The organism is Amycolatopsis nalaikhensis (genome assembly GCF_030264295.1).
Lineage (GTDB): Bacteria > Actinomycetota > Actinomycetes > Mycobacteriales > Pseudonocardiaceae > Amycolatopsis > Amycolatopsis nalaikhensis.
On record NZ_CP127173.1, the window covers coordinates 3160835 to 3186235 of the forward strand.

Consider the following 25401-nt stretch of genomic DNA (forward strand, 5'->3'; position numbering starts at 1 on the left):
TGAACTTCAGGACGACGCGCGGGCGGGCGTGAAGCGTTTGATGAGCAAGTACATTTCGCAGCCCAAGCAGAAGTTGAAGGCCGCGTTGAGGAAGGCCGCGAACAACGCGAACGCCGTCGCGACGATGCCGAGGGTGGTGACGTCGAGTGCGAAGCCGATCGTCCCGACCAGCGCGAACACGAACCCGACGGCCTGGGCGAACCGCAGCGGCGCCGCGTCCTCGCGCTCGGACGTCGGGCCGAGGCGCGGGGCCACGAGCGCGCGGTAGACGATCGAGTACGGCGCCGGCTTGAGCCCGATGAACGCGCCGATGGCGAACACGACGGTCTGGGCCGCCAGCAGCGGCCACCACTGGGTGACCAGGACGACCGCGAGCACGATCGTGGTCAGGATGGCGGCGAACCGCGGGCCTCGCGGGTCGACGGCCGGTCCGGCGGACATGGATCCTCCAGCTGGGCAGAGGGGGTGCGTGCGAACGGCACGCGTCAGCGGCATCAGGGCTGGCGGGGACCGGATCGAAGGTTCAGCGCCGGTCGGACCGGCCGCGACACAGGCTGCTGCGGACGCGGCAGAGGTCGACTGCGCGTCGCTGCGTCAAGAAGGTGGTCAGCCCGGTCACGGGTGCGAGGGTACCCAGTGCTCTCTGAGAGTGGGAACCACGTTCACACCGTGGGACGATTCCCGATTTCTGGGACGACGCCCTGGTCAAGGGGTCCGCGTCGTGAGATGCGGCCGGAGCGCGTCGAGCAGTTCCGGGCCCTTCGGGACGCCGCCGACGCGCAGCAGCTCGCGACCGTCCGGGGTCAGCGCGATCGTGGTCGGCGTCCGCAGCACGGACAGCGACTGCGCGACCTCCGGCTGGTTCGTGACGTCGAGCTCGACGTGGTGCAGGCCGTCGGTCCGCTCGGCCAGCGGCCCGAGCACGGCCTTCGCGTGCCGGCAGGGCGCGCAGAAGGTGGTGGAGATCTGGACCAGCGTCACCGCGGACGCCGGGTCGAGCGCGGCGGTGACCGGGGCGGGCAGCTCACGGGCGGGTTTCGCGTCCCGCACGCGGCCGTTGCGGGCCCGCAGCAGCAGGCCGACGGCCGCGGCCGCGACCAATGTCGCCACGAGCACCCACACCCCGGTCACGGCCGCTCCCTACTTGCTCAGCTCCGCGAAGGACACATTGGTCGCTTCGCCCTTGATCGTCACCGATCCGCTCTGCACCCGCACGCCGGTCGGGGTGACCGACAGCGGGAGGTCCTTCGTGTTGATCGACGCCTTGAAGTTCGGCATCAGCGCGTTCTGCACTGCCTGGGGAACGACCGTGGTCTCCTGGTCATTCCCGAACTGGAGCCGCTTGGGGACGAAGTTGATCGTCCCGCCCTTCGCGTCGGCCTCGATCATCGCGAAGCAGAAGATTTCCAGATCCTTGCCCGCGAACTGAACGTGTCCCGAAATGCGGACACCCGTGCTCGACTCGTCCTGCTCGGGCTGGCCCTCGGTGGTCGTGGTGGTCGGCGTCGGCTCGCTCTGGCCGGCGTCACCGTTTTCGACGTAGTCCGTGCTCGACGGCTCGATCCGCAGGTCCTTGATCTTGTCCAGCGGCGCGACGCGGGCGAGGTCGGCGGCCTTGATCGTGACCGACCCGGTCAGCTCGCCGATGGTGATCGCCTTCGTGTTGCCGTTGGTGAGGTCGGACAGCGGCGCCGTCACGTGCTCGAGCTCGGCGTTCAGCGCGACGTCCTGCAGCTTGTCGCCGACCGGCACGCCGGCGGCCGACACGCTGATGTGACTGTAGTCACCGCCGAGCGCCTGCGTGAGGAACGGGAAGCCGTGGATCGTGACCGACGGGTCGTCGGTCAGCTGCAGCTGCGTCCGCGCCTTCTGCGAGATCATGTGCTCGGCGAACGCGGCGGCCCCGAAGTCGGCGCCGACCAGCAGCAGCACCAGCACCACCAGGGCGATCACCCAGCGCCGTGCGCGGCGGCCGCGGCGCCGCGCGTCCGGCCTCGGTGCGGGTCGGTCGTCCCGGGTCACGGGCCTGCTCACCATCGCGTCCGTACTCCTGTTCGTCGGGGACACCGGGGGTTTCTCCAGGTGTGATCGATCCAGCAAGGGTTAGGTGCCCGGCCGTTCAGCCGCTATTCTCACTTAGCACCGGCAAACGCCACCCGTGAGGCGACGACTTGTGAAGGCGGTGCGGCTGATGAGCCTGGACCTTCTGGTACTGACTGCGGAAGCCGACGCCACTTCGGTGCTCCCCGCGCTGGACCTGCTGCCGCACACCGTACGCGTCCGCGCTCCGGAAGTGACCGCCCTGCTCGACGCGGGCCACCGCGACGTCATCCTCCTCGACGCCCGCAGCGACCTGGCCTCGGCGAAGAGCCTCTGCCGGCTCCTCAAGGGCACCGGTGAAGACGAGGCGTCCACCCCGATCATCGCGGTCGTCGGCGAGGGCGGCCTGGTGGCGGTCAGCGCCGAGTGGCGCACCGACGACATCCTGCTGCCCACCGCGGGCCCGGCCGAGGTCGACGCCCGGCTGCGGCTGGTCACCACCCGCGACGGCGGCTCCGCGCAGGTCGACGCCGAGCTGCGGGTCGGCGAGCTGGTGATCGACGAGGCGACCTACACCGCGCGCCTGCGGCGTCGCACGCTCGAGCTCACCTACAAGGAGTTCGAGCTGCTCAAGTACCTCGCGCAGCACGCCGGCCGGGTGTTCACCCGCGCCCAGCTGCTGCAGGAGGTCTGGGGCTACGACTTCTTCGGCGGCACCCGCACGGTCGACGTGCACGTCCGGCGGCTGCGCGCCAAGCTCGGCCCGGAGCACGAGCAGATGATCGGCACGGTCCGCAACGTCGGCTACAAGTTCGAGCGGCCCGCGAAGGGCGGCGCCCGGCCGGGCGTGCCCGCGCAGGCCGAGGGCCCGGTCGAGGCTCCCGAACTCACGCACTGACGCCGTCACACCTCCCAGGACGCGGCGGAAACCGTCGCGTTGCTCCTGGCGCGGGTACGGTCGCAGGGTGAGCGGAGACGGGGAGTGGCGTCAGGAACTGGACGAGAAGCAGCTCGAGGACGTCCGCGGGCTGCTGCTGGCCGTCCGCGAGGCCGACGGGCGGCCCGAGGTCGAGCCCGGCGGGCCGCTGCCGGGCGAGTTCGACGGCGGTGAGCACCTCGTCGCCTGCGTCGAGGGCGAGGTCGTCGGCTACGCCCACCTCGACACGACCGGCGACTCCTTCGGCCACCAGGTCGCCGAGCTGTTCGTGCATCCCGCCCACCGCAACCGCGGCTACGGCGCGAAGCTGCTTCAGGCGCTCGACGAGCGCGCGGCCGTCGGGTTCCGCCTCTGGGCCCACGGCGACCACCCCGCGGCGCGCAAGCTGGCCCTCAAGGCCGGGCTGGAGCGCAAGCGCGAGCTGCTGATCCTGCACGTCGACGTCGAGGGCGCGGACTGGCCGGAGCCGATCCTGCGCGACGGCGTCTCGCTGCGCACCTTCGTGCCCGGACAGGACGAGGACGCCGTCGTCCGGGTCAACGCGCGCGCGTTCGACTGGCACCCCGAGCAGGGGGCGATGACGGCTGACGACGTCCGCGCCGACGAGCGGCGGGCGTGGTTCGACGCCGACGGGTTCTTCCTCGCGGAGGAGAACGGCGAGGTCATCGGCTTCCACTGGACCAAGGTGCACGAGCCGACGCCGGGCCGGTTCGGCGGCGAGCGCGTCGGCGAGGTGTACGTCGTCGGCGTCGACCCGGCCGCGCAGGGCGGCGGGCTCGGCCGGGCGCTGACGCTCGCCGGGCTGCGGTACCTCGCGGGCCTCGGGCTGCGGCAGATCATCCTGTACGTCGAGGGCGACAACGCGCCCGCGCTCGCCGTCTACACGAAGCTCGGGTTCACGCGTCACGAAACCGACGTCCAGTACGGTCGGTGACCACGGTGGACGCCCCGCGAGCGGGTCGTCACTGTGTGCGAACGCGCAGGTCACAGGCCGGACACGGCACCCTGTCGGGCTAGTAGCACTGCTCACATCCGGAGCCTTGTTCACTTTTCGTTCACCTGGAGACGGCCGCCCGTCCACTGTCGCTGCCTAATGTCCGGATCCGGCGCGGCTGCACAGCCGTGACGACCCGGTCAAGCTCCTGATGGAGGAAACAGCAGTGAAGATCATGCGGCCCCTGAGCGCGGTGGGCATCGTCGCGAGCGCCGCCCTCGTGCTCGCCGCCTGTGGGACCGACCCCGCGGCGACCAACAGCAGCAGCTCGAACACGGCTTCGGCGCCCGCTGCGACCGGCACCGCCGACGTGGAGTGCGGTGGCAAGAGCCCGCTCTCCGCGGAAGGTTCGTCGGCGCAGAAGAACGCCATCGACATCTTCACGCAGCAGTACGGCAAGAAGTGCTCGGGCCAGCAGGTCAACTACAACCCGAGCGGCTCGGGCGCGGGCGTCAAGCAGTTCAACGCCAACCAGATCGACTTCGGCGGCTCGGACTCGCCGGTCACCGGCGCGGACCTCGAAGCCGCCAACAAGCGCTGCGCGAGCGACGCCTGGAACATCCCGATGGTCGTCGGCCCGGTGGCCGTCGCCTACAAGCTGTCCGGTGTGGACAAGCTGACGCTGACCCCGTCGGTCGTCGCCAAGATCTTCAGCGGTGGCATCACCAAGTGGAACGACCCGGCCATCAAGGCGGTCAAGGGCAACGAGAGCCTGAACCTGCCGGACAAGCCGATCCAGGTCGTCTCCCGCGCCGACGAGTCGGGCACCACCGACAACTTCCAGAAGTACCTGGGCGCCGCGGCGAAGGCCGACTGGACCAAGGGTGCCGGCAAGAAGTTCAACGGCGGCGTCGGCAACGGTGCGCAGGGCTCCAACGGCGTCGCGACCGCGGTGAAGGCCTCCGACGGCGGCATCACCTACGTCGAGGGCGCGTTCGCCAAGGACGGCCTGACCCCGGCGCTGATCGACAGCGGCTCCGGCGGCGTCGAGCTGAACGCGGCGAACGTGGCGAAGTCCCTCGACGCGGCCAAGTTCCTCAAGGACGGCTCGAACGACCTCGCGCTCGACCTGAACGCGATCTACGCCAGCAACACCCCGGGTGCCTACCCGCTGCTGCTGACGACCTACGAGATCGTCTGCTCGAAGTACGCGAACGCCGACGTCGCGAAGGCCGTGAAGGCGTTCCTGACGGTGGCCGCCACCGACGGGCAGCAGCCGCTGTCGTCCAAGGGCTACGTGCCGATCCCGCAGTCGCTGCAGAGCAAGGTCCTGACCGCCGTCAAGGCCATCTCCTGACCCGGCGTTGCGACTGACATCCGAGTGATAGAGGCTGGTCAGAAGTCCTGATGAGCGAGTCATCCTCGACGCGAACGCCCACCGGCGACCCCGGTGGGCGTTCGTCGTCCGCCACGAAGCCCCCGGAGGTCCCGATTTCGGAGCAACCCGCCCCGCCGGCGGCGAGCGAGCCGCCCGCGAGTGACAAGCCGAAGAAGGTGCGGCCCGGTGACCGCATCTTCCAGAACCTGACCACCGGGGCCGGGATCTTCGTCGTCGCCCTGATCGGCCTGATCGGGCTCTTCCTGCTCATCCAGGCGATCCCGGCGCTGAAGGCCGACAAGGTCAACTTCCTGACCAACCACGGCTGGTCGACCAGCGACCCGGCCAACATGTCGTTCGGCATCCTCGACCTGCTCGAGGTCACGGTGGCGACGTCGGTCGTGGCGCTGGTCATCGCGATGCCGGTGTCGCTCGGCATCGCGCTGTTCCTGACGCAGTACGCGCCGTCGCGCCTGGCGCGGCCGTTCGCCTACGTCATCGACCTGCTCGCCGCGGTGCCCTCGATCATCTTCGGCCTCTGGGGCATCCTCGTGTTCGCGCCGGCGATCGAGCCGTTCGCGCAGTGGATCAACGAGACGTTCTCGTGGTTCCCGATCCTCGCGCCCGGCAACGTCGCACCCAGCGTGCGCGGCACCATCTTCACCGCCGGCATCGTGCTGGCCGTGATGATCCTGCCGATCATCACCTCGCTTTCGCGCGAGGTCTTCGAGCGGACGCCGACGCCGCACATCGAGGGCGCGCTCGCCCTCGGCGCCACGCGCTGGGAAGTCATCCGCACCACGGTGCTGCCGTTCGGCAAGGCGGGCTACGTCGGCGCGTCGATGCTCGGCCTCGGCCGCGCACTCGGCGAGACGATCGCGCTCGCCGTCATCCTGCTGATCCCGCAGGGCAAGAACTTCGACTGGAGCCTCTTCGACGGCGGCGCCACCTTCGCCTCGAAGATCGCCGCGAACTACAGCGAGTTCAACAACGAGGTCTCGGCCGGCGCGTACATCGCGGCCGGCCTGGTGCTGTTCGTGCTCACCTTCGTCGTGAACTTCTTCGCGCGGTCCATCATCGGCAAGAAGGGGGACTGAGCATGTCCACCACCTCGCTCGAAGCCCCCGCCGCGACCCCGGCGTTCCAGCAGGTCAGCCTGGCCCGCAAGGTCAAGAACGGGTTCGCGACCACGCTCGTCTGGCTGTCGTTCCTGATCGCCGTCGTCCCGCTGGTGTGGGTGCTCTACACGGTGGTCGCCTACGGCATCAAGCGCATCCCGTACAGCAACTGGTGGGGCCAGGACTTCGGCGACGTCCTGTCCGACGAGGTCGGCGGCGGCGTGCTGCACGCCATCGTCGGCACACTGCTGCAGGGCCTGGTCTGCGCGGTCATCGCGGTGCCGATCGGCATGCTCGTCGCGATCTACCTCGTCGAGTACGGCCGCAACGGCCGGCTCGCGAAGGCGACCACGTTCATGGTGGACATCCTGTCCGGTGTCCCGTCCATCGTGGCCGCCCTGTTCATCTACGCGCTGTGGATCACCACGCTCGGCCTGCCACGCAGCGGTTTCGCCGTCTCGCTGGCGCTGGTGCTGCTGATGATCCCGGTGGTCGTCCGCTCGTCGGAGGAGATGCTGCGGATCGTCCCGGACGACCTGCGCGAGGCGTCGTACGCGCTGGGCGTGCCGAAGTGGAAGACGATCATGAAGATCGTGCTCCCGACGGCGATGTCCGGCATCGTCGGCGGCGTCATGATGGCGCTGGCCCGCGTGATGGGCGAAACGGCGCCGCTGCTGGTCCTGGTCGGCTACTCGGCCTACACGAACTGGGACATCTTCCACGGCGAGCAGGCGGCCCTGCCGCTGCTGATGAACAACGAACGCGTCAGCAACCCGATGGACCCGGGCTCGGTCGGCTTCGACCGGATCTGGGGCGCGGCCCTGACCCTGGTGCTCATCATCGCGCTGATCAACCTCCTCGCCACCGTGTTCGCGCGCCTCGTCGCCCCGAAGAAGAAGTGAGCTGTTCCTGATGGCCAAGCGAATCGACGTCAAGGACGTGGACATCTACTACGGCAAGTTCCACGCCGTGGACGGCGTCACCCTGTCGGTGCCGCCGCGCAACGTCACCGCGTTCATCGGCCCGTCGGGCTGTGGCAAGTCGACGGTGCTGCGCACGCTCAACCGCATGCACGAAGTGATCCCCGGCGCCCGCGTCGACGGCCAGGTGCTCCTGGACGGCGAGGACATCTACGCGTCGGCGGTCGACCCGGTCCAGGTCCGCCGCACGATCGGCATGGTGTTCCAGCGCCCCAACCCGTTCCCGACGATGTCCATTCGCGACAACGTGGTGGCGGGCCTGAAACTGGGCGGCACGAAGAACAAGAAGACGCTCGACGAAATCGCCGAGCGGGCCCTGCGCGGCGCGAACCTGTGGAACGAGGTCAAAGACCGCCTCAACAAGCCGGGCGGCGGCCTGTCGGGCGGTCAGCAGCAGCGGCTGTGCATCGCGCGAGCGATCGCGGTCCAGCCGGACGTGCTGCTGATGGACGAGCCGTGCTCGGCACTGGACCCGATTTCGACGCTGGCGATCGAGGACCTGATCGGGGAGCTGAAGAAGGACTACACGATCGTCATCGTCACGCACAACATGCAGCAGGCGGCGCGGGTTTCGGACCAGACGGCGTTCTTCAACCTCGCGGGGGTGGGCCAGCCGGGCCGGCTGGTGGAGCTCAACGACACGGAGAAGATCTTCTCCAACCCGGACGAGAAGGCCACCGAGGATTACATTTCCGGCCGTTTCGGCTGAGTTGTCGTTGCCGGAGAAGGCCTTTCCCGCCGCCGCTCGGGGTCGGCGGGAAAGGCCTTCTCCTTTTGTCCTATGTGGATGAACGAGAAAGGCCCCCGGTCGCGACCGGGGGCCTTTTCGTTGCGGTGGATCAGATGTCGTCGTCGGAGCCGTAGCCCGGCATCTTCCCGGTGACCACGAAGATCATCCGCTTCGCCACCGACACGGCGTGGTCGGCGTAGCGCTCGTAGAACCGGCCCAGCAGCGTCACGTCGACCGCCGCGGCGACGCCGTGCGGCCACTCGCGGTCCATCAGGACCGTGAACAGGTGGCGGTGGATGTCGTCCACCTGGTCGTCGTCGGATTCGAGCGTCTTCGCCGCCTCGACGTCCTTCGACTTGATGACCTGCTCGGTCGAGCGGGCCAGCTTGACCGCGACCTCGCCCATCTCGGCGAAGTACGGCCGCACCGCCTCGGGCAGCACCGGCTCCGGGTGGCGGCGCCGCGCGGCCTTGGCGACGTGCAGGGCGAGGTCGCCCATCCGCTCCAAGCTCTCCGCGGCATGGATCGCCGCCAGCACGGTGCGCAAGTCGGTCGCCACGGGCGCCTGCAGAGCCAGCAGGGCGTACGCCTGTTCCTCGCACTGGGCGCGGGCGTCGTCGACCTTCGCGTCGTCGCTGATCACCTGCTCGGCGAGACTGAGATCGACCTCCAGCAGCGCCCGCGTGGCGCGCTCCATGGCGTCGGCGACCTGGACGGACATCGCCGCCAGGTGGTCGGCGAGCTGTTCGAGTTCGACATGGTAAGCCTCACGCATGGTCCAACCCTACGGCCATCCGTGACCAAACACCGCATCGCCGGGTGAACCGGACGTGAACCCGGTCTAACGATCCTCGCGGATCAGCCCGTGGTGCTGCTCTTCTTGCTCGTGGTCGTCTTCGAAGTGCTCGTCTTCGACTTCGACGTGCTGGTCGGCGGGGCCTGCTCGCTCGCCGGCACCGGCGCGTTCGGGTCGGGCAGCGGGGTGTTGTTGCGCAGCGCGTCGAAGAGGGCCTTCGTCTTGCTGCGGACGAGCACCTCGTTGCCGCGGTTGTTGGCCATCCCGGTCGTGGGCACGGTCAGGAACGTGATCTTCGACGGGTCCAGGCCCTTCATCGACTGCGCCAGCGTCATCATCTGCTTGACGCCGAGGTTGTCGCCGAAGGTGGCCTTCGCGAACGCCGTGATGAAGTCGCTGAGCTTGCCGGGGTCGAGCACGACGTCCGACGACATGACCTTCTTCAGCAGCGCGCCGATGAACTCCTGCTGCCGCTTGATCCGGCCGTAGTCCGACGTCGGGTCGTTCTTGACGTGCCGGGCGCGCACGAAGTTCAGCGCCTGGTCGCCGGAGATCGTGACGTCGCCGGTCTGGAGCAGGACCTTCCCGAGGATCGAGTCGTCGATCGGGATCTCGTTGTGGATGGTGACGCCGTGCACGGCGTCGACCATCTCCTTGAAGCCGTTGAAGTCGATGCCGACGAAGTGGTTGATCCGCAGGCCGGTGATCTGCTGGATGACCTTCGTGACGCAGGCCGGTCCGCCGACGGCGTAGGCGGTGTTCAGCTTCGCGATCTTCTGCGCGGGGACCTTCTCGTCGGTGGTCTTGCTCTGCGCGGGGTCCCAGCGCTGGCACTCGGGCCGGTCGATCTCGAGGTCACGCGGGAAGGACGTGACGACGACCCGCTTCCGGTCGGCCGGGATGTGGGCGACCATCACGGTGTCGGAGCGCGCACCGGGAGTGCTGTCGGCGGTGCCGACGCCTTCTTCGGCGGACGCGCCGTCGCGGGTGTCGGAGCCGACCATGAGGAAGTTCTCGTCGTTGGCCTGCGCGTCGGCGTCCTGGATGTCGGCGGAGTTCTCGTCGAGGGCGGAGACCTGCGTGAACTTGGCGTCGAAGTAGGTCTGCGCACCCCAGGCGCCCCCGATGCCGAGGAAAACGAGCCCGGCGACGACGGCGGCGGCGATCCGCCCGAACCGGACCGAACGCTCGATCTTCCGCTGCTTCTTTTCTTGGAGCCGGGTCTGCGCGGCCTGCGCGGGATCCTCTTCGGCGGCGGGGGCCGGGGTCACGACCCGCTGGAGGGCGGTCCGGGTGCTTTCGAGGATGGAGGCGGGCGAGAGGCGCTCACGGCGTTCGCGGCGCTTGGCTTCCTCGGCTTCCATCTCGTCGTGGGCGGCGGAGAAGCGGGCGAGGGTGTGGTCGATCTTGCGCCGGTACTGGGTGGCCTCGTCGATCGCTTCCATTTCATCGGTCATGGTGAGCGGATCGAGAGCGGCCCGGGGAGGAACGGACCCGGCGGCGGGCCGCAGCTGGGTGGGAGCATCCGGCGACACGGCCTCAGCGGCGGCCTCGGGACGTTTGGGTGTCGGGCCTTCGGGAGCGGCTGCCCGACGGGGTGCGGAGCCATCGGCGGCGGGGCGCTGAGGTGCGGCTTCGGCGCCGTTCGCGGCGCGGCGAGGCGTGGGGCTGTCCGGAGTTGCACGCGGGGCGCCGTCGGCTCGACGCGGTGCCGACTCGGCACCAACCCCACCGCGGCGAGGTGCGATGCCTCCAGCGGGAGTCTTCGCGGCGCCTTCAGGCCCAGCGGCAGCGCGGCGCGGCGGCGGGCCATCAGGTGCTTGGCGCGGGGGAGCTGCTTCGGCACGGCGCGACGCGGGAGTTCCCTCGGCGGCACGCCGAGGCCCAGGGCGACCGGGAGCCACGGGCCGCTGAGGCGCGGCCCCGTCGAGAGCCTGCGGCCCGGAACCCGCGGCTCGCCGAGTGGCGTCGGCTTGGGGCCGCTGGGCTTCGGCACCCGCGGCTCGCCGAGAGGCATCAGCCTGCGGACGCGAATCACTAGCCCGTCGAGGAGCATCCGCACCCCGCCGTGGTGCCTCGGCCGGACCCCCAGCCCGCCGCCCCTCCACCTCGGGAGCCGCCCGCCGAGGGCGGCGCGGCGGCTGAGGCGCCGCCGACGTCTGCTGGGGCCCGGGATTCGTCACCGGCGGCCGACGCTGCAGCGGCGCCTCCGGCACCGGCGCGGCCGCCGTCGTACGGCGCGGTTGCCTCGGCCGGGGCGGGCGCGATTGACGAGTCGCATCCGTGGGTACTGGGTCACCGGAGGCTTCCGGGCGCGCCGCTCGCGAGTGCGGCGGCTGCGGGGCCGGGCGAACCCCCGTGGTCTTGGCGACGACGTCCGAAACGCTGATCCCGCCCTGGTCCTCCATCGACCTGCGTCTGCCGGTGCGGCGACCGGTTCCCGGGCTGTCGTGCTCGTCCGGCACTCGGTCTCCTTCCGCACGATGTCGACTAGGCCGTGTTCCCCCGCAGGAGGTGATCGTTCCCCAGGAGGTTTTCGTTATCGTACGGATACCCCCCGTTCGTGACGACACCCTCCCGGAATTTTCTTCACCTTGAGTCGACGAACGGCGGCTCAGAGTCGACAAACGGGTGAAGACCGCGTTCGGCAATCCGGAGTAATGCGGCGTTTACGTTACTCAGAGTGGGTCATTAACCGCGTGCTTTGCCGGTCGCGATAGGCGACTTTGTTGCGGCCCGCCCGTTTCGCCGCATACAGCAGCGAGTCCGCCCTCCGCAGCTGCCGCTCGGGTGACGTCGGCGTCCCCGGTCCCGCCGCTTCGTGGGCGAGTCCGGCGCTGATCGTCACCCGCAGTCCCGGCTGGAGTTCTGACCAGGGATGACGGGCGACCCGCCGCCGGGCCGCGTCGACGATCCGGACCGCGTGCCCCGCGTCGACGCCGGGCAGCCACAGCACGAACTCTTCGCCGCCGTAGCGCGCGCAGAAGGCGTCCGGCGGGAGCTCCTCCTGGAGGAGGTCCGCCACCCGGCGGAGGACGCGGTCGCCGACGAGGTGACCGTATGTGTCGTTGACGCCCTTGAAGCGGTCGAGATCGATCAGCGCGATCGCCCGCGGCGGGGCGTCGGTGAACGGTCCGTACAACCGCTCGTCGAGGTAACGGCGGTTGTAGCTCGACGTCAGCGCGTCACGCAGGCTGCCGTCACGGGCGATGTCCAGCGCGGAGCGGAGGTGCTGGTAGGCGCGCCGCCAGTCGCCTTGGGTGGCGAACAGGCCGGCGATCGCCTCGTGCAGGCGGAGCAGGTCCGGTGGGTGCGGGCTCCGGCGCAGCGCGCCTTCGTCCTCGGCGACCATGCCCACCTCCACCACGCATTGGTTGTCGTCGCAGAGGAGGCCGCGCTTGAGGTGTCGGGTACGCGCGAAAGCGAATTTCGCTCAAGGGGACGACGAACGTGACTCTGCGGAGTCGTTCGCTCAGAGCCCGGAGAACGGCTCGATGTCCTTGAGCTGCGCGTACTGGTCTTTGGCCCAGTAACTCACATTAGCCGTTTTGTCGCCCAGTAACTGGCGGTAGTCGGCCCACGGGACCCAGCGCCAGTCGCCGACCTCGGCCGGGTTGGGGTCGGGCTCGGCGTCGGCCCACGCGGCGAACACCGGGCAGAACTCGTTCTCGACGATCCCCTGGAACGGCGGCGTCCGGTACCGGTACTTCGGCAGCACGCAGTGCAGCCCGGACAGCGACGGCAGCCCGAGCTCGTAGGCGGCCCGGCGGCGCACGGCGTCTTCGAGGGACTCGCCGGGCGCGGGGTGACCGCAGACGCTGTTGGTCCAGACCCCCGGCCAGACCTTCTTGTCGAGCGCCCGCTGGGTGATCAGCAGCGCGTTGTCGCCGCGCCGCAGGACGTAGCAGGAAAACGCCAGGTGCAACCGGGTGTGCTCGTGGTGGCTGGCCAGCTTCGGGCCGGTTTCGCCGGTGGGCACGCCGTCTTCGGTGACGAAGACGACCTGCTCGGTCTCGGGTTCGGTCGCGGTATCCACGAGTCCAGTGAACACGACGAGCCGTCGCGCGCCGTACCGCGAGGCGGGTGGGTTACCGGCGTTCCGCCCGCCGGGGTGACGGCCCGTTACCGCGCGTTGAGGTGCTCGACGAGGAGCGTCGTGACGGCTTCCGGCGCCTCTTCGGGCACCCAGTGCGAGACGTCTTCGAGCATTTCGAAGCGGTAGGGCGCGCTGACCCAGTTCGCGGTGTCGAGCGCGGCGGTCGAGCCGAAGGAGACGTCTTCGGTGCTCCAGATGTACAGCGTCGGCACGGCGATCTTGCCGATCTTCCCGCCGGGCCGCCCGGCGCGGTACCAGTTGAGGGCGGCGGTGAGCGCGCCCGGCTCGGACAGCCGCTGGACGTAGTCGTCGACCTTGGACGGCGACACGCGCCGCTCGAACATGTCCCGCAGCGCGCGGGCGCCGTTCTCCAGCATCCGCCGCTCGGTGACGCGGGTCTGCCGCCACTCGGTCATGTACCGGGTGCGCAGGTGCTGGTCTTCGTCGGTCTTCATGGCCTCGGCGAGCGCGGCGGGGTGCGGCGTCGAGACGACGGTGAGGCTCCGCAGCCGCTCGGGGTGCGCGTCGGCGGTCCACCAGGCGACGGCGCCGCCCCAGTCGTGCCCGACGAGGTCGAACTCCCGCCACCCCAACCGGTCGGCGATCGCGGCGACGTCCCCGACGAGGTGATCGATCGAGTAGTCGGTGGCCGGTTCGGGCCGCACATCGGGCGAGTAGCCGCGCTGATCGGGCGCGACGGCCCGGAAGCCGAGCACCCCGAGGGTGGCGACCTGGTGCTCCCACTCGACGGCGGCCTCGGGGAAGCCGTGCAGCAGCAGCACGGGCCGCCCGTCTTCGGGCCCGGCGGCGATGGCGTCGAAGGAACCGGCCTCGGTGGGGATGCTGATGTGGTCGATCACGAGCCCGAATCTACTTCGCAGGGTTGAACGTCCGGTGTCAGCGGTCCCGGATGGTCACGACGGTGCTGTCTGGTCCGAGCAGCTCCACCCCGGCAAGCTGGACGAGCTTGCCGACCCGGATCTCCAACCCCGAGCGGTCGGCCAACGGCCGCAGGTCGAGCGGGCCCCGCCCCGTGATCGTCAGCGCGGTGAGGTGGGGAAGATCGGCCAACGGAGACAGACCGGGTTCGCCCTGCGGGTTCCGCACGCGCAATTCCCGCAGTTGCCGCAGCCCGCTCAACAGGGACAGGTCGGGCAGCTCGGTGCCGGTGAGGTCGAGCGTCTGCAGACCGGTCAGCCCGGCGATCGGGGTGAGGTCTACGAACGGGCATTCAAGCAGTCGCAAGCTTCGCAACCCGTCTGCCCAGCGGCTGAGCAGTGTCACGTCTTCGAGCGTTCTGCAGTCGTGCAGGCGCACCGTGTGCGGATCGTCCAGGAAGGCGAGCGGCGTCAAGTCGGTGAACCGGACAACGTGGTTGAGGCACACCGATCGCAGTCCGGTCAGCGGCGAGAGGTCGGACAGACGGGACGGATCGTCGATCCAGCTCAACTCGAGCTGCCGCAGGTGCGGCAGTTCGGACAACGCAGCCCAGCCGTGGGTGCCGAGCCGGGCTTCGACCGAGGTCAGTCCGCGCACCTCGGCGAGCGGAGTGAGGTCCACCGACTGCCGGTTGGACGGGCCGACCAGTACCAGCCGAGTCAGGCTGGTGCCGGCGAGGGAAGGTAGGTCGTACCCTGCGGAATCGTCGATCTCCAGCGCCTCGAGCCGGGGCAGGTCGCGAACGAAGTCCAACCGGCCGTACCCGCTGCCGAACCCGCAGCGCAGCCGCACGAGGCTGCGCAGGTGCTCGAGGCCGGGCAGCAGCGCCGGGTCGTACACGGCCAGAAAACCGTCGAGCAGAGGGGAATCGGCGAGCACTCGTTCCACGTACTCCGCGGGGTCGAACCGTTCCCACGCCGCGATCAGCTCCAGCGTGGTGTTGACGTCCCGGCTCCCGCTGTACCTTGCGAGGAAGTCGAGCGCGGCCGGGCCGCCGATCAAGGCCGCCGTGCGGACCAGGAGGGGCACTTGCCGCGGCTCCGGTTCGAAGTCGGCCAGCAGATCCAGAACGAAATCGCCACTTGCGGCCAGCGCCTCCGCCTCGTCGAAGGTGGTGGGCGGGATGAGGGCGCTCGCCCGATCTTCGATCTCGTTCCGCAGCCGCTCGCTTAACACCGGCGAGGTTTCCAAGCAGGCCAACGCGACCAAGTCGAGCTTCAGCCGCTCGTGCTCGTCCGCGTCCGACTGGAGGATCCCGTCCAGCAGACGTTCCCGCTGCAGGCGGTGCGCATGGCCGGCGGCCAGCACCACCACCTCACGCCACTGGTCCAGGTGTGCGTTCGTCGTCAGGATTCCGATGTCGTCCTCTTCGACGGCTGCCTGTGCCGCCAGGTACTCCTGGAACGTCCGGTGCACGAAGTCGATGCGGCCGGGGACCGGTTCGCGCAGCACGCCACCGCGATCCAGCAAGTGGCGGAACACCGTGTGCGGGGTGACGTCGATCTGGCCCATCGACCGAAGCTTGGCCGCCACACGGGCTTCGGCATCGGATGCCGGGACATCCGTGTGGTCGTTGCGGACCAGCCAGTACGCCAGGCTCCGAAGCAGTACGAGCTTCTCGGGCAGGGAAAGGCGGACGGTGGCCTCGATCCGCCGTTCGAGGTCGCGGTTGTCGAGCAGCATGCGCAGCGCGACTTCGTACAGCTCCATGCGGTTGTCCGGCAGCCGCCCGCTGCCTTCGTGGTGCAGGGCGCAGAGCAGCGCGCACAGCAACGGATTCTCGGCCAGTCGCCGCAACGCCCTCCGCGCGCCGATGGCCTCGATCAACGAGTCGCGCTGCTCCTCTAGAGCCGTACCGGGCAACGCCGCATGCCAGCGCGTTACGAACGTCCGGACGTCGCGGGGTGTCATCGGCTGGAGCCGGATCTCAGTGAAATCCTCGTTGCGCAGCCAGTCGGAGACCACCGCCGAGGGGCGTGTAGTGACAACGAACCGAGCCTGCGGGAATGCGCCGACAAGTTCACGCAGCCAATCGCGCACCTCACCGCGACGCTCGTCCGGGAGCTCATCGAGGCCGTCGACGAGCAGCACGGCCCGGCCGCTGCGCAGGCGCTGCTGTACCCAGCCGTTCGGCATCTCGTCGGCGATGTGCCGACCGACCTCTTCCAGGAATCGCTCGGGCGTGGGCAGCGGTGACCGGCTGAACCGCCGCAACCGCACCAAGAACGGCTCGAGGTCGGTCCACCCGTCGACGTCCTTCAATTGCCGGCTCGCGCACTGGACCGCCAGCCATTGGAGCAGCGTCGTCTTTCCCGAGCCGGCCTCGCCTCGCAGCAGGATCCTCGACGTCCTCGGCAGGACCTGCTCGATCCGGTCGCCGGTCGCGAAGTTGTCCTCGGAGCTGACGTTCAGGCTCAGGTATGCGACCGACAGCGGGTACAGCCGGGTTGCGTCGGTCAGGCCCGCGCCGAACAGGGCCATCCGGTCCAACGCGGTCACGACCTGGCGGCGGAAGTCCGCCGCGAAGTCGTCCGGGTGGCGGCGTTCCGGCAGCGCGGCGAGCACGTTCCGGACCGTTTCGAGGATGTCCGTCTCGCGGCGGAGGACTTCGACCAGAGCACCGGACTGGAATCGAGGCAGAGTCGTCGTGACCTGCACCAGGTAGGCGCAGCATTCGCGGAGAACACGCTGGTAGAACTCGGTGCCATCGGTCGACAGCAAAAACTCTCGGGGAATTCGCGGGGCAGTTCCGAGCAGGTAGCGGTACAGGTAGGCCGCGTCGAGGTCGGTGGCGAACAGGTCCTCGTCGGTCAGGGCCGCGCGCTCGAACGTCTCATGGGCTGCCTCGACGGCTGCCGCCCGCTCGTGCTCCGGCAGCCCGCGAAACTCCACGTCGATGAACGGCAGCAGCCGGTCAGCGACGCGGGACTCGAGGTTGGTGAACAGCAGCTTCAGTTTGCGGCGGTCGTTGAGGCCGGCGAGCTGCTTCTCCATCAGGTCGAGTGCCTTGGCCGAGGCGTCGGCGGCGATCGGGCGGTCGCCGAGCCAGATCTTCGCGGCCGCCTTCACCACTGCCGTGGTCAAGGCAATGGCCGACGCTTCGAGCCTCATCGAGCCAAGGTTAGCCCAGCACCTCGTCGGTCGTCGCCACCTTCACCAACGGGCCGTACAGCCGCATGAGGTCTAGCGCCTTCGCATGACTCTCGTCGGCGGCACCAGCGCAGGCGTTGGACACCACCGTCACCTCGACGCCCGCGTCCGCCGCGGCCAACGCGGTCGACAGCACGCAGCAGTCCGTCGAAACCCCGGCCAGCACCAACCCCGCGCCACCAACCCGGGTCGCCATCCGAGGAGTCCACTTCCCGAACGTAGTCGCGTCCACAGTGGACGAAGGCGAGAAGGCGTCGACCACTTGGTACAGAGGCGAATCCGGCGGCTGAAGAGCGAACGGCCACTGCTCGTAGTACCGCTGCCAAGCCCCTTCCGGCCGCGAAGGCGCCACAAACCGCGTGAAGACGACGTCGTCGCCGAACGCGGTCACCAATCGGCGCACTTGCGGCAGGATCGCGGCGAACCGCGGCGTGAACCACGGGCTCGCCGGGTCGGCGAACACGTTCTGCAGGTCGATGACCGCCAGGATCGACTTCACGCCGCCTCCTGCGCGCGGACCCGCCGCCGCGTCAAGAGCGTCACCACGAACGCCAGCACCAGCGCCAGCAGCACGCCGAGGTTCGCGTACGCCCACGAGCCGTCGCGGCCGCCCAACCCAAACGGTGCCATCAGGTAGCCCTGCCACTTCAGCCACTCCGCCGACGTGTTCGTCACCAGGCCCCAGCCGAGCGCTGTCGCCACCAGGACCAGCGCGATCGGGCCGACCCGGACGTCGCCGTAGCGGCCCGCCGGGTCGAACAGCTCCTGCTCCGCGTAGTTCCGGCGGCGCAGCAGGACGTCCGCGAGCATCACCCCGCACCACGCCGCCACCGGCACGCCCAGCGTCACCAGGAACCCCTGGAACTGCCCGAGGAACTCGCCGCCGAAGAACACGATGTACACCGTGCCCAGGATCATCAGCACGCCGTCGATCAACGCCGCCACCGGCCGCCGGACCCGCAGACCCGCCGAGAGCAGCGCCAAGCCCGACGAATAGATGTCCAGCACCGCGCCGCCGACCAGGCCGAGCACCGCCACCACCGCGAACGGCACCAGGAACCACAGCGGCAGCAACGTCGTCAACGCGCCGATCGGGTCCTTCGCGATCGCTTCGTTCAGCGACGTCGACGAGCCCGCCAGCAGCAGCCCGAACACCAGCAGCACCAGCGGCGCCACCGACGCGCCGAACGTCGTCCAGCCCACCACGCCCCGGCTCGACGACGACCGCGGCAGGTAGCGCGAGTAGTCCGCCGCCGCGTTGACCCAGCCCAGGCCGAAGCCCGTCATCAGGAACACCAGCGCGCCCACCCACTGCTGCGCCGAGCCCGACGGCAGCTCGCGGACCGCGCCCCAGTGCACGTCACCGGCCACGAGCACCACGTAGACGACCGTGAGCACGCCGGTGATCCAGGTGATCCACGTCTGCAGCTTCATGATCGCGTCGAAGCCGAGCACCCCGGCGGCGACGGTCAGCGCGGCCACCACGACCAGCGCGACCACCTTCGTCGGCGTCCCGCCGCCCCAGCCGAGGCGCTCGAACACCGTCGACGTCGCCAGCGTCGCGAGCGCGGTGAGCACCGTTTCCCAGCCGACCGTCAGCAGCCACGAAATCGCCGACGGCAGCCGGTTGCCGCGGACGCCGAAAGCCGCGCGCGACAGCAGCATCGTCGGCGCCGAGCCGCGCTTGCCCGCGATCGCGATGAACCCGCAGAGCAGGAACGAGAACAGGATGCCGACGACGCCGGCGACCAGCGCCTGCCAGAACGAAATGCCGAAACCGAGCGTGAACGAGCCGTAGCTCAGGCCCAGCACCGACACGTTCGCGCCGAACCACGGCCAGAACAGCTGGCGCGGCCGGCCGCGGCGCTCGGCGTCGTCGATCACGTCGAGGCCGTTGGTCTCCACTTCGAGCTTGCGGGCAGCGCTCATTTCCTGGCCTCCACGAGCTTGTCGATCTCCGTCCGGACCGGCGCGGTCGCGGGCCCGCGGCGGGTCACCGAGAGCGCGGCCGCCGCGGTCGCGCGCACGGCGGCGTCGAGGAGGGTACTGCCGCGCAGCAGCTCGGCGGCCAGTACGCCGCAATGCGTGTCGCCCGCGCCGTTCGTGTCGACGACGTCGACCGGGAAGCCCGGGACCTCGGTGACGCGGCCGTGGTCGTGCACCCGGCAGCCGTTCGCGCCGTCGCGGACGACGGTCACCGGCGGCAGGTCGCCGAGCACCGCGGCTTCGCGGGCGTTGCAGCTCAGGACGTCCACAGTGGACAGCATTGCGCGCAGGGTGTTCGCGTCGATTTCGGCGACGAGCGGGCCGGGGTCGAACAGGACCGTCGAGCCGGGCAACCGGGGCAGCCACGTCAAAAGCGCCGCTCGGTTCGCCGAGTGCAGCAGGCTGTAGCCGGTGACGTAGACGATGTCGTCACCGGCGGGGTGCACGTCGTCCAGGGTGCGGAGGCGTCCCTCGGCGCCGGTGCCGGTCGCGAAGGTGCGCTCGCCGGTCGCGTCGACCAGCGCGACGACGACGCCGGTGTCCAGTTCGGATGTCGGTTCGTGCGCCACTTCGACGCCTTCCGCGGCCAGTGCGGCGCGGGCGAGGTCACCGAAGCCGCCGGTGCCGTGGCTGCCCGCGTAGAGCACGCGCGCGCCGGACCGCGCGGCCGCCGCCATGACGTTGAAACCGCCGCCGGGCAGCAGGTTGGTCGACGACGCGAGCACGTCGCCGCCCGGGGGTGGCAGGGCCGGTACCGCCAGGACCAGGTCGACGACGACCTGCCCGGTGTGCACCAGCCGCCCGGTCATCGGCGGCGCAGCTTGAGGAGCTCGTCGACCAATGGGCCGAACTCGAGGCGGTTCACCGACAACACGGTCTCGACGACGTCGGGGCGGAAGGCGCCGACCCCGTGCGCGGCGCCCAGCATCGCCCCGCAGATAGCGGCGACCGTGTCGGTGTCGCCGCCGAGCCCGGCCGCCACGCGCAACGCCGCGGGCGGGTCGTCGCCCATGGCTTCGGCCAGCGCGAACGCGGCCACGACGGACTCCTGCGAGGCGACCGATGTGCCGATCACCCGGGCGACCGCGTCGGCGACGGCGTCCGGCGCCATGCCCCGCACCCAGCCGCGCGCCCAGTGGATCCGCGCCGCGATCTCCCCGCCGGGGGCCCAGTGCCCGCGTTCCCCGCCGACGACGGCGGCGCGCTCGCCCGCGTCGAGCGCTTCGGGGAGGCTCGCGCCGTCGACCCCGGCCGACACGGCGGCCGCGACCGCGGCGGCCGAAGCGATGCCCAGGCTGGTGTTGTGCGTGACGCGCGCGGTCGCGGCGACGGCGTCGACCAGGCGGTGCAGGTTCTCCGACGGCGTCGCGATGCCGACCGGCGTGACGCGCATGGCGGCGCCGTTCGTGGTCCCGGTCCGCCCGGCTTCCTCGGCCGGGACCCCGTCCTGGAGCCGGGAAAGCGCGCGTTTCGTGGACGGCCCGAGCAGGTCCGCGGAGCCGCGACGGGCCATGTCCGCCTCCCAGATCAGCAGGGCGTCGGCGAAGACGTGCGGGTCGACGGTCCCGCGGCCGTCGATGAGCAACCGGGCCAGCAGGACGGCTTGTTCGGTGTCGTCGGTGACCGACCCGGCCGGCATCGACGGCGCGACCGGCTGCTCGGCGACGGCGGTGAGCAGGCCGGTGACCGGCCCGTAGGTGGCGGCGATCGCGGCGCGGGACATCGACTGCGTCGGCATGCCGAGCGCGTCGCCGACGGCCAGCCCGGTGAACGCGCCGAGCGCCCGGTCCCGCGCGGTCACCGGTGTCCGAAGGTGAGGTGGAACTGGAAGCGATCCGGGTCGAGCAGGCTGACGACGCGCTCGACGAGCCGTCCTTCGACGTCGACCGAGGTGCGCTCGGCGCGGAGGAAGAGCTCCCCGATGCTGCGGCCGAGGAAGTCGGCGGCGCCGGCGTCGAGCCGTTCGGTGCTGATCCACTGGTCGCCGCCTACCGAGATCCGCCCGGCGGCTTCGAGGGTCTTGGTGAGGGAGCCGTCGCGGAGGCCGGTCTCGGGGAGGTCGGCGAGTGGCCCGACGGCGGGCACGGTGGCGGTTTCGAGCGACACCCCGCGGTCGTGCTCCCGCCGCAGCCGCTTCACGGCGACGTAGGTCCGGTCGCCGAACTCCTCGGCGAGGGCGCGGTCTTCGACGGTCTCGATGCCGATGAGCTCGGTGGTGACGGGCGCGCCGGCGTCGGCGAGGGCGCGGGCCCAGCCGATCCGCTGGTCGAGCTGGACGCCGTCGAAGGTGACGAACGAGCCGACGCCGGCCTGGGTGGAGATGAGTTCGAGCTGCTGGAGCTCGGAAAGTGCGCTGCGGACGGTGCCGCGGCTGACCTGGTACCGCAGGGCGAGCTGGTTCTCGCCCGGGAGCCGCTCACCGTGGGCGAGGCGCCCGGAGCGGATCAGGTCGGTGAGGTCGCCGACGAGCTGCTGCCGCTTGCTGTACATGTACACACCTGTACACCTCGGTGTTGCCGCAGGTCAAGCGGCGACGAGCTCCCGGCGGCGCGCTTCCGCGGCGACCATCGCGCCCGCTTCCTTGGCCGACGCGCCGGAGATCAGCATGATGACCGCGAACGAGCCGACGAAGATGACGGTGCTCAGCCAGACCATCGTCGAGACCGGCAGCGTGAACGCGCCCACGACGCGAGCGGCGCTCTCCAGCATGAAGCCGACACCCCAGACGAAGCTGCTTCGCCGGATAACGGTCCCGAAGCGCGCGTTGCCGCGAAGTCGTTCCCAAGCGGCTTCGTGGTCGGCGTCGCCGTGGGTGAGGAAGGGGCGCAAGGCTTTGGTCATGATCGGCTGTGCGGTGAAGGCCGAGATCAGGATGACGAGGCCGGTGATCCCGCTGCCGATCGAGTCCTTCGCGATCATCATCCGGGCGTCACCGGAGACGAAGGTCAGCAGCATCCCGGCGACGTTCGTGACCAGGACGACGAGCGCGAGCCCGTTCAGCGTCCGGTTCTTGGCGAACTGGAAGAGGGTCCGGGCGAGCGGGAAGACGCCGGCGAGGGCGAGCGCGGTGAAGTCGCTCGCGCCGAGCGAGTGGAGTCCGTAGTAGACGCCGAGCGGGACGGCGATCTCGACACCGAGGGTCCGGAGGACGGAAGCACTGGGGTTCGTCATGCGAAAAGCTTGTCGCGCCGGCGGTTCCCGCACGGATGTCATCCGCCACGACCCGGCCCTGACAAGTGTCACGGGCGACCTCACGTTTCGCGCGGCTGCGTCGTCTACTCGGTATGACCACGTTCCTGCGCGCCACGATCGCCCTGCAGACCTTGGCCGTGTTCCTCACGCCGGTCACGGCCGGGCTGCTGCTGACCACGCCGAGCGGGCTGGCGCTGCACAGCGCGTCGGCGTACACGCTGTACGTCGTGGTGCTGGTGCACGTCGTGGCGGCGGTGCTGGCGTGGCGGCCGGGCGGTGGTTCACCCCGGCCGATCTTCCACGCGGTGGGCTTCCTCGTGCTCGCGTCGGCGCAGGTGGCGCTGGGCATCGCGCACGTGAAGACCGTGCACGTCCCGCTGGGGGTGCTGCTGTTCGGCCTCAGCCTGCTCCAGCTGCGCGAGTTCTGGGCGGCTCAGCCGCCGGAGTGCATGTCCTCGGCCTCGGGGACGCAGTCGTCGTCGGGGTCGTCGAGCCAGCCGTGCGGCAGGGTGACCTTGCCTGGCGAGCCTTGACGACCGCGGGGGCCGGTGGCCGCCTCGGGGAAGGGGGCGTCGTGGTCGAGCTGGGCGATGAGGTCGTCGAGCTGGTCCATCGAGCTGACCATGGCGAAGCCGCGGCGGAGTTCGGAGCCGACCGGGAAGCCCATCAGGTACCAGGCCATGTGCTTGCGGATGTCGCGCATGGCCTTGTCGTGGCCGTCGTGCTCGATGAGTAGCTCGGTGTGGCGGCGCAGCACGCGCGCGACCTCGCCGAGGTTGGGCGGCGTCGGGAGTTCGCGTCCCTGGAAGGCGGCCTCGAGCTCACCGAAGAGCCACGGCCGCCCGAGGCAGCCGCGGCCGACGACGACGCCGTCGCAGCCGGTCTCGGCGACCATGCGCAGGGCGTCGTCGGCGGTGAAGATGTCGCCGTTGCCGAGCACGGGAATGCTGGTGACGGCTTCCTTGAGCGCGGCGATCTTGGTCCAGTCGGCCTGGCCGGAGTAGCGCTGGGCGGCGGTCCGGGCGTGCAGGCTGACGGCGGCGGCGCCCTCGGCCTCGGCGATGCGGCCGGCGTCGAGGAAGGTGTGGTGGTCGTCGTCGATGCCGACGCGGAACTTCACGGTGAACGGTACGTCGCCCGCGGCCTTGGCGGACTCGCGCACGATGGCTTCGAACAGCTTCCGCTTGAACGGCAGCGCGGCCCCACCGCCCTTGCGCGTGACCTTGGCGACGGGGCAGCCGAAGTTGGAGTCGACGTGGTCGGCGAGCCCTTCGCCGACGATGATCCGCACGGCTTCGGCCATGGTCTTCGGGTCGACGCCGTAGAGCTGCATGGACCGCGGCTTTTCGTTGGCCCCGAAGGTCATCATGTGCATGGTCCCGGGGTGCCGTTCGACGACGGCGCGGGCGGTGATCATTTCGCACACGTAGATGCCGGCGCCGTACTCCTGGCAGAGCTGCCGGAAGGCGACGTTGGTGATGCCGGCCATCGGGGCGAGCACGACGGGAGGATCGACCTGGTAGGGGCCGATCTTCAGGGCGGGCTTGCTCAGCGTGGCGGTCACGTCGTCCATTGTCGCTTGTGGTGTCGATCACGTCGACCAGGGGCGGGTCAGGCGACGAGGTCGTCCCACCGGACCAGCACCGCGGCGGCGAGCAACCCGGCCACGAGGATCTTGAGGAGGACCACCACGCCGCTCACGCCGGACTCCGCGGTGAAGTCCAGCAGGACACCCGCCACGAACGCCACCGCCAGCACCTGGGCACCCCAGCGGCGGCGAAAGCCGAGCACGACGACCGCGACCAGCTGGATCGCCGTGGCGAACACCGAGAGCAGGAACCACGGCGACAGCTCCCCGCCGTGGCTCAGCTCTCTCGCCATCACCATGCCCCCGGCGACGAGGAGCACCGCCGTGCCCAGGCCGAAGACGACCAGCATCACCGGCAGGAAGACCCGCCCGGCACCGGCAGGTGTAGCGCGTTCGGAAACACGGCGGCGGGGCACGGCGAGCCTCCGATCGACTGGGGAAGTCCCACCGTGCCCGCTCGCGGGCCGCGGTTCCACCGTGCTTTTGCCGACACGGCGGCCGTAGGGTTCGGCGCATGACCGAAACGCCCCTGCGCTGGGGAATCATGGGCACGGGCGGCATCGCCTCCGCGTTCGCGCAAGACCTGAAGCTCACCGGCTCCGGCGTCGTCACCGCCGTGGGATCGCGGAAAGCCGAGAGCGCCGACGCCTTCGGTGCACGGCTCGGCATCCCGGCCCGCCACTCGAGCTACGAAGCCCTCGCGAACGACCCGAACGTCGACATCGTCTACGTGGCGACGCCCCACCCGATGCACCACGGCAACGCGCGCCTCGCGCTCGAAGCGGGGAAGCCGGTGCTGGTCGAGAAGCCGTTCACGATGGACGCCGCGGAAGCGCGTGACCTCGTCGGACTCGCCCGGGACCGCGGGCTGTTCCTGATGGAGGCGATGTGGACGCGCTTCCTGCCGCACGTCCGGCACATTCGCGAGCTGCTGCCGAGCCTCGGCGACGTCGTCACGGTCAGCGCCGACCACGGGCAGTGGTTCGCCGAGGACCCCGCGTTCCGCTTGTTCGCCCCCGAACTGGGCGGCGGCGCCCTGCTCGACCTGGGGATCTACCCCGTGTCCTTCGCGTCGATGGTCCTCGGCGCTCCCGACCGCGTCGCCGCCATGGCCACGCCCGCCTTCACGGGTGTCGACGCCCAGATGTCGATGCTGTTCGGGTACAAGAGCGGGGCGCAGGCCGTGCTGAGCTGCACGTTGAGCGCGGTGTCGCCGACGACGGCCGCGATCGTCGGCACGGAGGCCCGCATCGAGGTCGAGGGGCCGTTCTACGCACCGGCGTCGTTCACGCTCATCCGACGCGACGGCGAGCGCACCCGCCACGAGTACGTCGACGAAGGCCGCGGCCTGCGCCACCAGGCCGACGAGGTCGCGCGCCTGCTCGCCGAGGGCGCGACCGAAAGCCCCCTGATGCCGCTGGACGAGACCGTCTCGATCATGACGACCATGGATGAGGTGCGCGCCGCGACCAGGACGTGACCGTGGATTGAGTAGTGCTACGGATCCGCAGGTCGGACGGGTGGGCGACCCTGTCCG

Annotated in this window: 25 protein-coding genes; 8 read left to right on the plus strand and 17 right to left on the minus strand. The window is 70.2% G+C overall.

The features are described from left to right. Positions 1-6: 6 nt before the first annotated feature. The 3 genes from QP939_RS15645 to QP939_RS15655 all read right to left on the minus strand — a co-directional run bounded on the left by QP939_RS15645 (position 7) and on the right by QP939_RS15655 (position 2037). Positions 7-441 carry a DUF4395 domain-containing protein gene (locus QP939_RS15645; RefSeq protein WP_285457503.1) on the minus strand — a complete coding sequence of 145 codons (435 nt, stop codon included), beginning with the start codon at positions 439-441 and terminating at the stop codon, positions 7-9. Positions 442-705: 264 nt separating this feature from the next. Further along, positions 706-1131 (minus strand): TlpA family protein disulfide reductase, encoded by a 426-nt coding sequence (locus tag QP939_RS15650; RefSeq protein ID WP_285457504.1) that lies wholly within the window; start codon positions 1129-1131, stop codon positions 706-708. Between the two features lie 9 nt (positions 1132-1140). Then, positions 1141-2037, minus strand: coding sequence for an LmeA family phospholipid-binding protein (locus QP939_RS15655; RefSeq protein WP_285457505.1), 897 nt, complete (start codon positions 2035-2037; stop codon positions 1141-1143). Between the two features lie 154 nt (positions 2038-2191). Between QP939_RS15655 and QP939_RS15660 the strand changes: the two genes are divergently transcribed. From QP939_RS15660 to pstB, 6 genes are all read left to right on the plus strand, one after another. Continuing rightward, positions 2192-2938: a winged helix-turn-helix transcriptional regulator gene (locus QP939_RS15660; RefSeq protein WP_285457506.1), complete on the plus strand. Its 747-nt coding sequence runs from the start codon at positions 2192-2194 to the stop codon at positions 2936-2938. 67 nt (positions 2939-3005) lie between these two features. Continuing rightward, positions 3006-3911: a mycothiol synthase gene (gene mshD / locus QP939_RS15665; RefSeq protein ID WP_285457507.1), complete on the plus strand. Its 906-nt coding sequence runs from the start codon at positions 3006-3008 to the stop codon at positions 3909-3911. Between the two features lie 226 nt (positions 3912-4137). Beyond that, on the plus strand, positions 4138-5268 hold the full coding sequence (gene pstS / locus QP939_RS15670) for a phosphate ABC transporter substrate-binding protein PstS (RefSeq protein WP_285459759.1): 1131 nt from the start codon (positions 4138-4140) through the stop codon (positions 5266-5268). A 197-nt stretch (positions 5269-5465) separates the two neighbouring features. After that, the gene (gene pstC, locus QP939_RS15675) at positions 5466-6386 is read left to right on the plus strand and encodes a phosphate ABC transporter permease subunit PstC (protein WP_285459760.1); all 921 of its coding nucleotides are present in this window, start codon (positions 5466-5468) and stop codon (positions 6384-6386) included. A 2-nt stretch (positions 6387-6388) separates the two neighbouring features. Next, complete coding sequence (pstA, locus tag QP939_RS15680) at positions 6389-7309, plus strand: phosphate ABC transporter permease PstA (RefSeq protein ID WP_285457508.1); 921 nt, start codon at positions 6389-6391, stop codon at positions 7307-7309. Between the two features lie 10 nt (positions 7310-7319). Next, on the plus strand, positions 7320-8096 hold the full coding sequence (pstB, locus tag QP939_RS15685) for a phosphate ABC transporter ATP-binding protein PstB (protein WP_285457509.1): 777 nt from the start codon (positions 7320-7322) through the stop codon (positions 8094-8096). A 130-nt stretch (positions 8097-8226) separates the two neighbouring features. On the opposite strand, the gene phoU is transcribed toward pstB, so the two are convergent. From phoU to QP939_RS15745, 12 genes are all read right to left on the minus strand, one after another. Beyond that, entirely contained in the window at positions 8227-8892 is a 666-nt protein-coding gene (gene phoU / locus QP939_RS15690; RefSeq protein ID WP_285457510.1) for a phosphate signaling complex protein PhoU, read from the minus strand. Between the two features lie 83 nt (positions 8893-8975). After that, positions 8976-10370, minus strand: coding sequence for an LCP family protein (locus QP939_RS15695; RefSeq protein WP_285457511.1), 1395 nt, complete (start codon positions 10368-10370; stop codon positions 8976-8978). A gap of 1217 nt (positions 10371-11587) precedes the next feature. Further along, positions 11588-12265 carry a GGDEF domain-containing protein gene (locus QP939_RS15700; protein ID WP_285457512.1) on the minus strand — a complete coding sequence of 226 codons (678 nt, stop codon included), beginning with the start codon at positions 12263-12265 and terminating at the stop codon, positions 11588-11590. A gap of 120 nt (positions 12266-12385) precedes the next feature. Next, on the minus strand, positions 12386-12949 hold the full coding sequence (gene idi, locus QP939_RS15705) for an isopentenyl-diphosphate Delta-isomerase (protein WP_285457513.1): 564 nt from the start codon (positions 12947-12949) through the stop codon (positions 12386-12388). Between the two features lie 86 nt (positions 12950-13035). Beyond that, positions 13036-13869: an alpha/beta fold hydrolase gene (locus QP939_RS15710; RefSeq protein ID WP_285457514.1), complete on the minus strand. Its 834-nt coding sequence runs from the start codon at positions 13867-13869 to the stop codon at positions 13036-13038. Positions 13870-13906: 37 nt separating this feature from the next. Then, entirely contained in the window at positions 13907-17059 is a 3153-nt protein-coding gene (locus QP939_RS15715) for an NACHT domain-containing protein (RefSeq protein ID WP_434219649.1), read from the minus strand. Between the two features lie 10 nt (positions 17060-17069). Continuing rightward, a complete protein-coding gene (locus QP939_RS15720; RefSeq protein WP_285457516.1) occupies positions 17070-17597 on the minus strand; it encodes a cysteine hydrolase family protein in 528 nt (175 codons plus the stop codon). Continuing rightward, positions 17594-19027: a purine-cytosine permease family protein gene (locus QP939_RS15725; RefSeq protein ID WP_285457517.1), complete on the minus strand. Its 1434-nt coding sequence runs from the start codon at positions 19025-19027 to the stop codon at positions 17594-17596. The genes QP939_RS15720 and QP939_RS15725 overlap by 4 nt, the downstream gene beginning before the upstream one ends. Then, positions 19024-19893, minus strand: coding sequence for a PfkB family carbohydrate kinase (locus tag QP939_RS15730; RefSeq protein ID WP_285457518.1), 870 nt, complete (start codon positions 19891-19893; stop codon positions 19024-19026). Before QP939_RS15730 ends, QP939_RS15725 begins: the two co-directional genes overlap by 4 nt. Then, positions 19890-20885, minus strand: a complete 996-nt coding sequence (locus QP939_RS15735; protein ID WP_285457519.1) for an ADP-ribosylglycohydrolase family protein — start codon at positions 20883-20885, stop codon at positions 19890-19892. The genes QP939_RS15730 and QP939_RS15735 overlap by 4 nt, the downstream gene beginning before the upstream one ends. After that, complete coding sequence (locus QP939_RS15740; protein WP_285457520.1) at positions 20882-21574, minus strand: GntR family transcriptional regulator; 693 nt, start codon at positions 21572-21574, stop codon at positions 20882-20884. The genes QP939_RS15735 and QP939_RS15740 overlap by 4 nt, the downstream gene beginning before the upstream one ends. A gap of 33 nt (positions 21575-21607) precedes the next feature. After that, positions 21608-22255, minus strand: coding sequence for a VC0807 family protein (locus QP939_RS15745; RefSeq protein WP_285457521.1), 648 nt, complete (start codon positions 22253-22255; stop codon positions 21608-21610). 113 nt (positions 22256-22368) lie between these two features. Between QP939_RS15745 and QP939_RS15750 the strand changes: the two genes are divergently transcribed. Further along, a complete protein-coding gene (locus tag QP939_RS15750; protein ID WP_285457522.1) occupies positions 22369-22809 on the plus strand; it encodes a hypothetical protein in 441 nt (146 codons plus the stop codon). On the opposite strand, the gene dusB is transcribed toward QP939_RS15750, so the two are convergent. Beyond that, positions 22710-23849, minus strand: coding sequence for a tRNA dihydrouridine synthase DusB (gene dusB, locus QP939_RS15755; protein ID WP_285457523.1), 1140 nt, complete (start codon positions 23847-23849; stop codon positions 22710-22712). The two genes, QP939_RS15750 and dusB, sit on opposite strands and share 100 nt — an antisense overlap. Before the next feature lie 38 nt (positions 23850-23887). Then, the gene (locus tag QP939_RS15760) at positions 23888-24280 is read right to left on the minus strand and encodes a hypothetical protein (RefSeq protein WP_285457524.1); all 393 of its coding nucleotides are present in this window, start codon (positions 24278-24280) and stop codon (positions 23888-23890) included. A 98-nt stretch (positions 24281-24378) separates the two neighbouring features. Here QP939_RS15760 and QP939_RS15765 point away from each other — a divergent pair, with 98 nt between their 5' ends. Then, positions 24379-25344 (plus strand): Gfo/Idh/MocA family protein, encoded by a 966-nt coding sequence (locus QP939_RS15765; RefSeq protein WP_285457525.1) that lies wholly within the window; start codon positions 24379-24381, stop codon positions 25342-25344. The last annotated feature ends 57 nt before the right edge of the window (positions 25345-25401 follow it).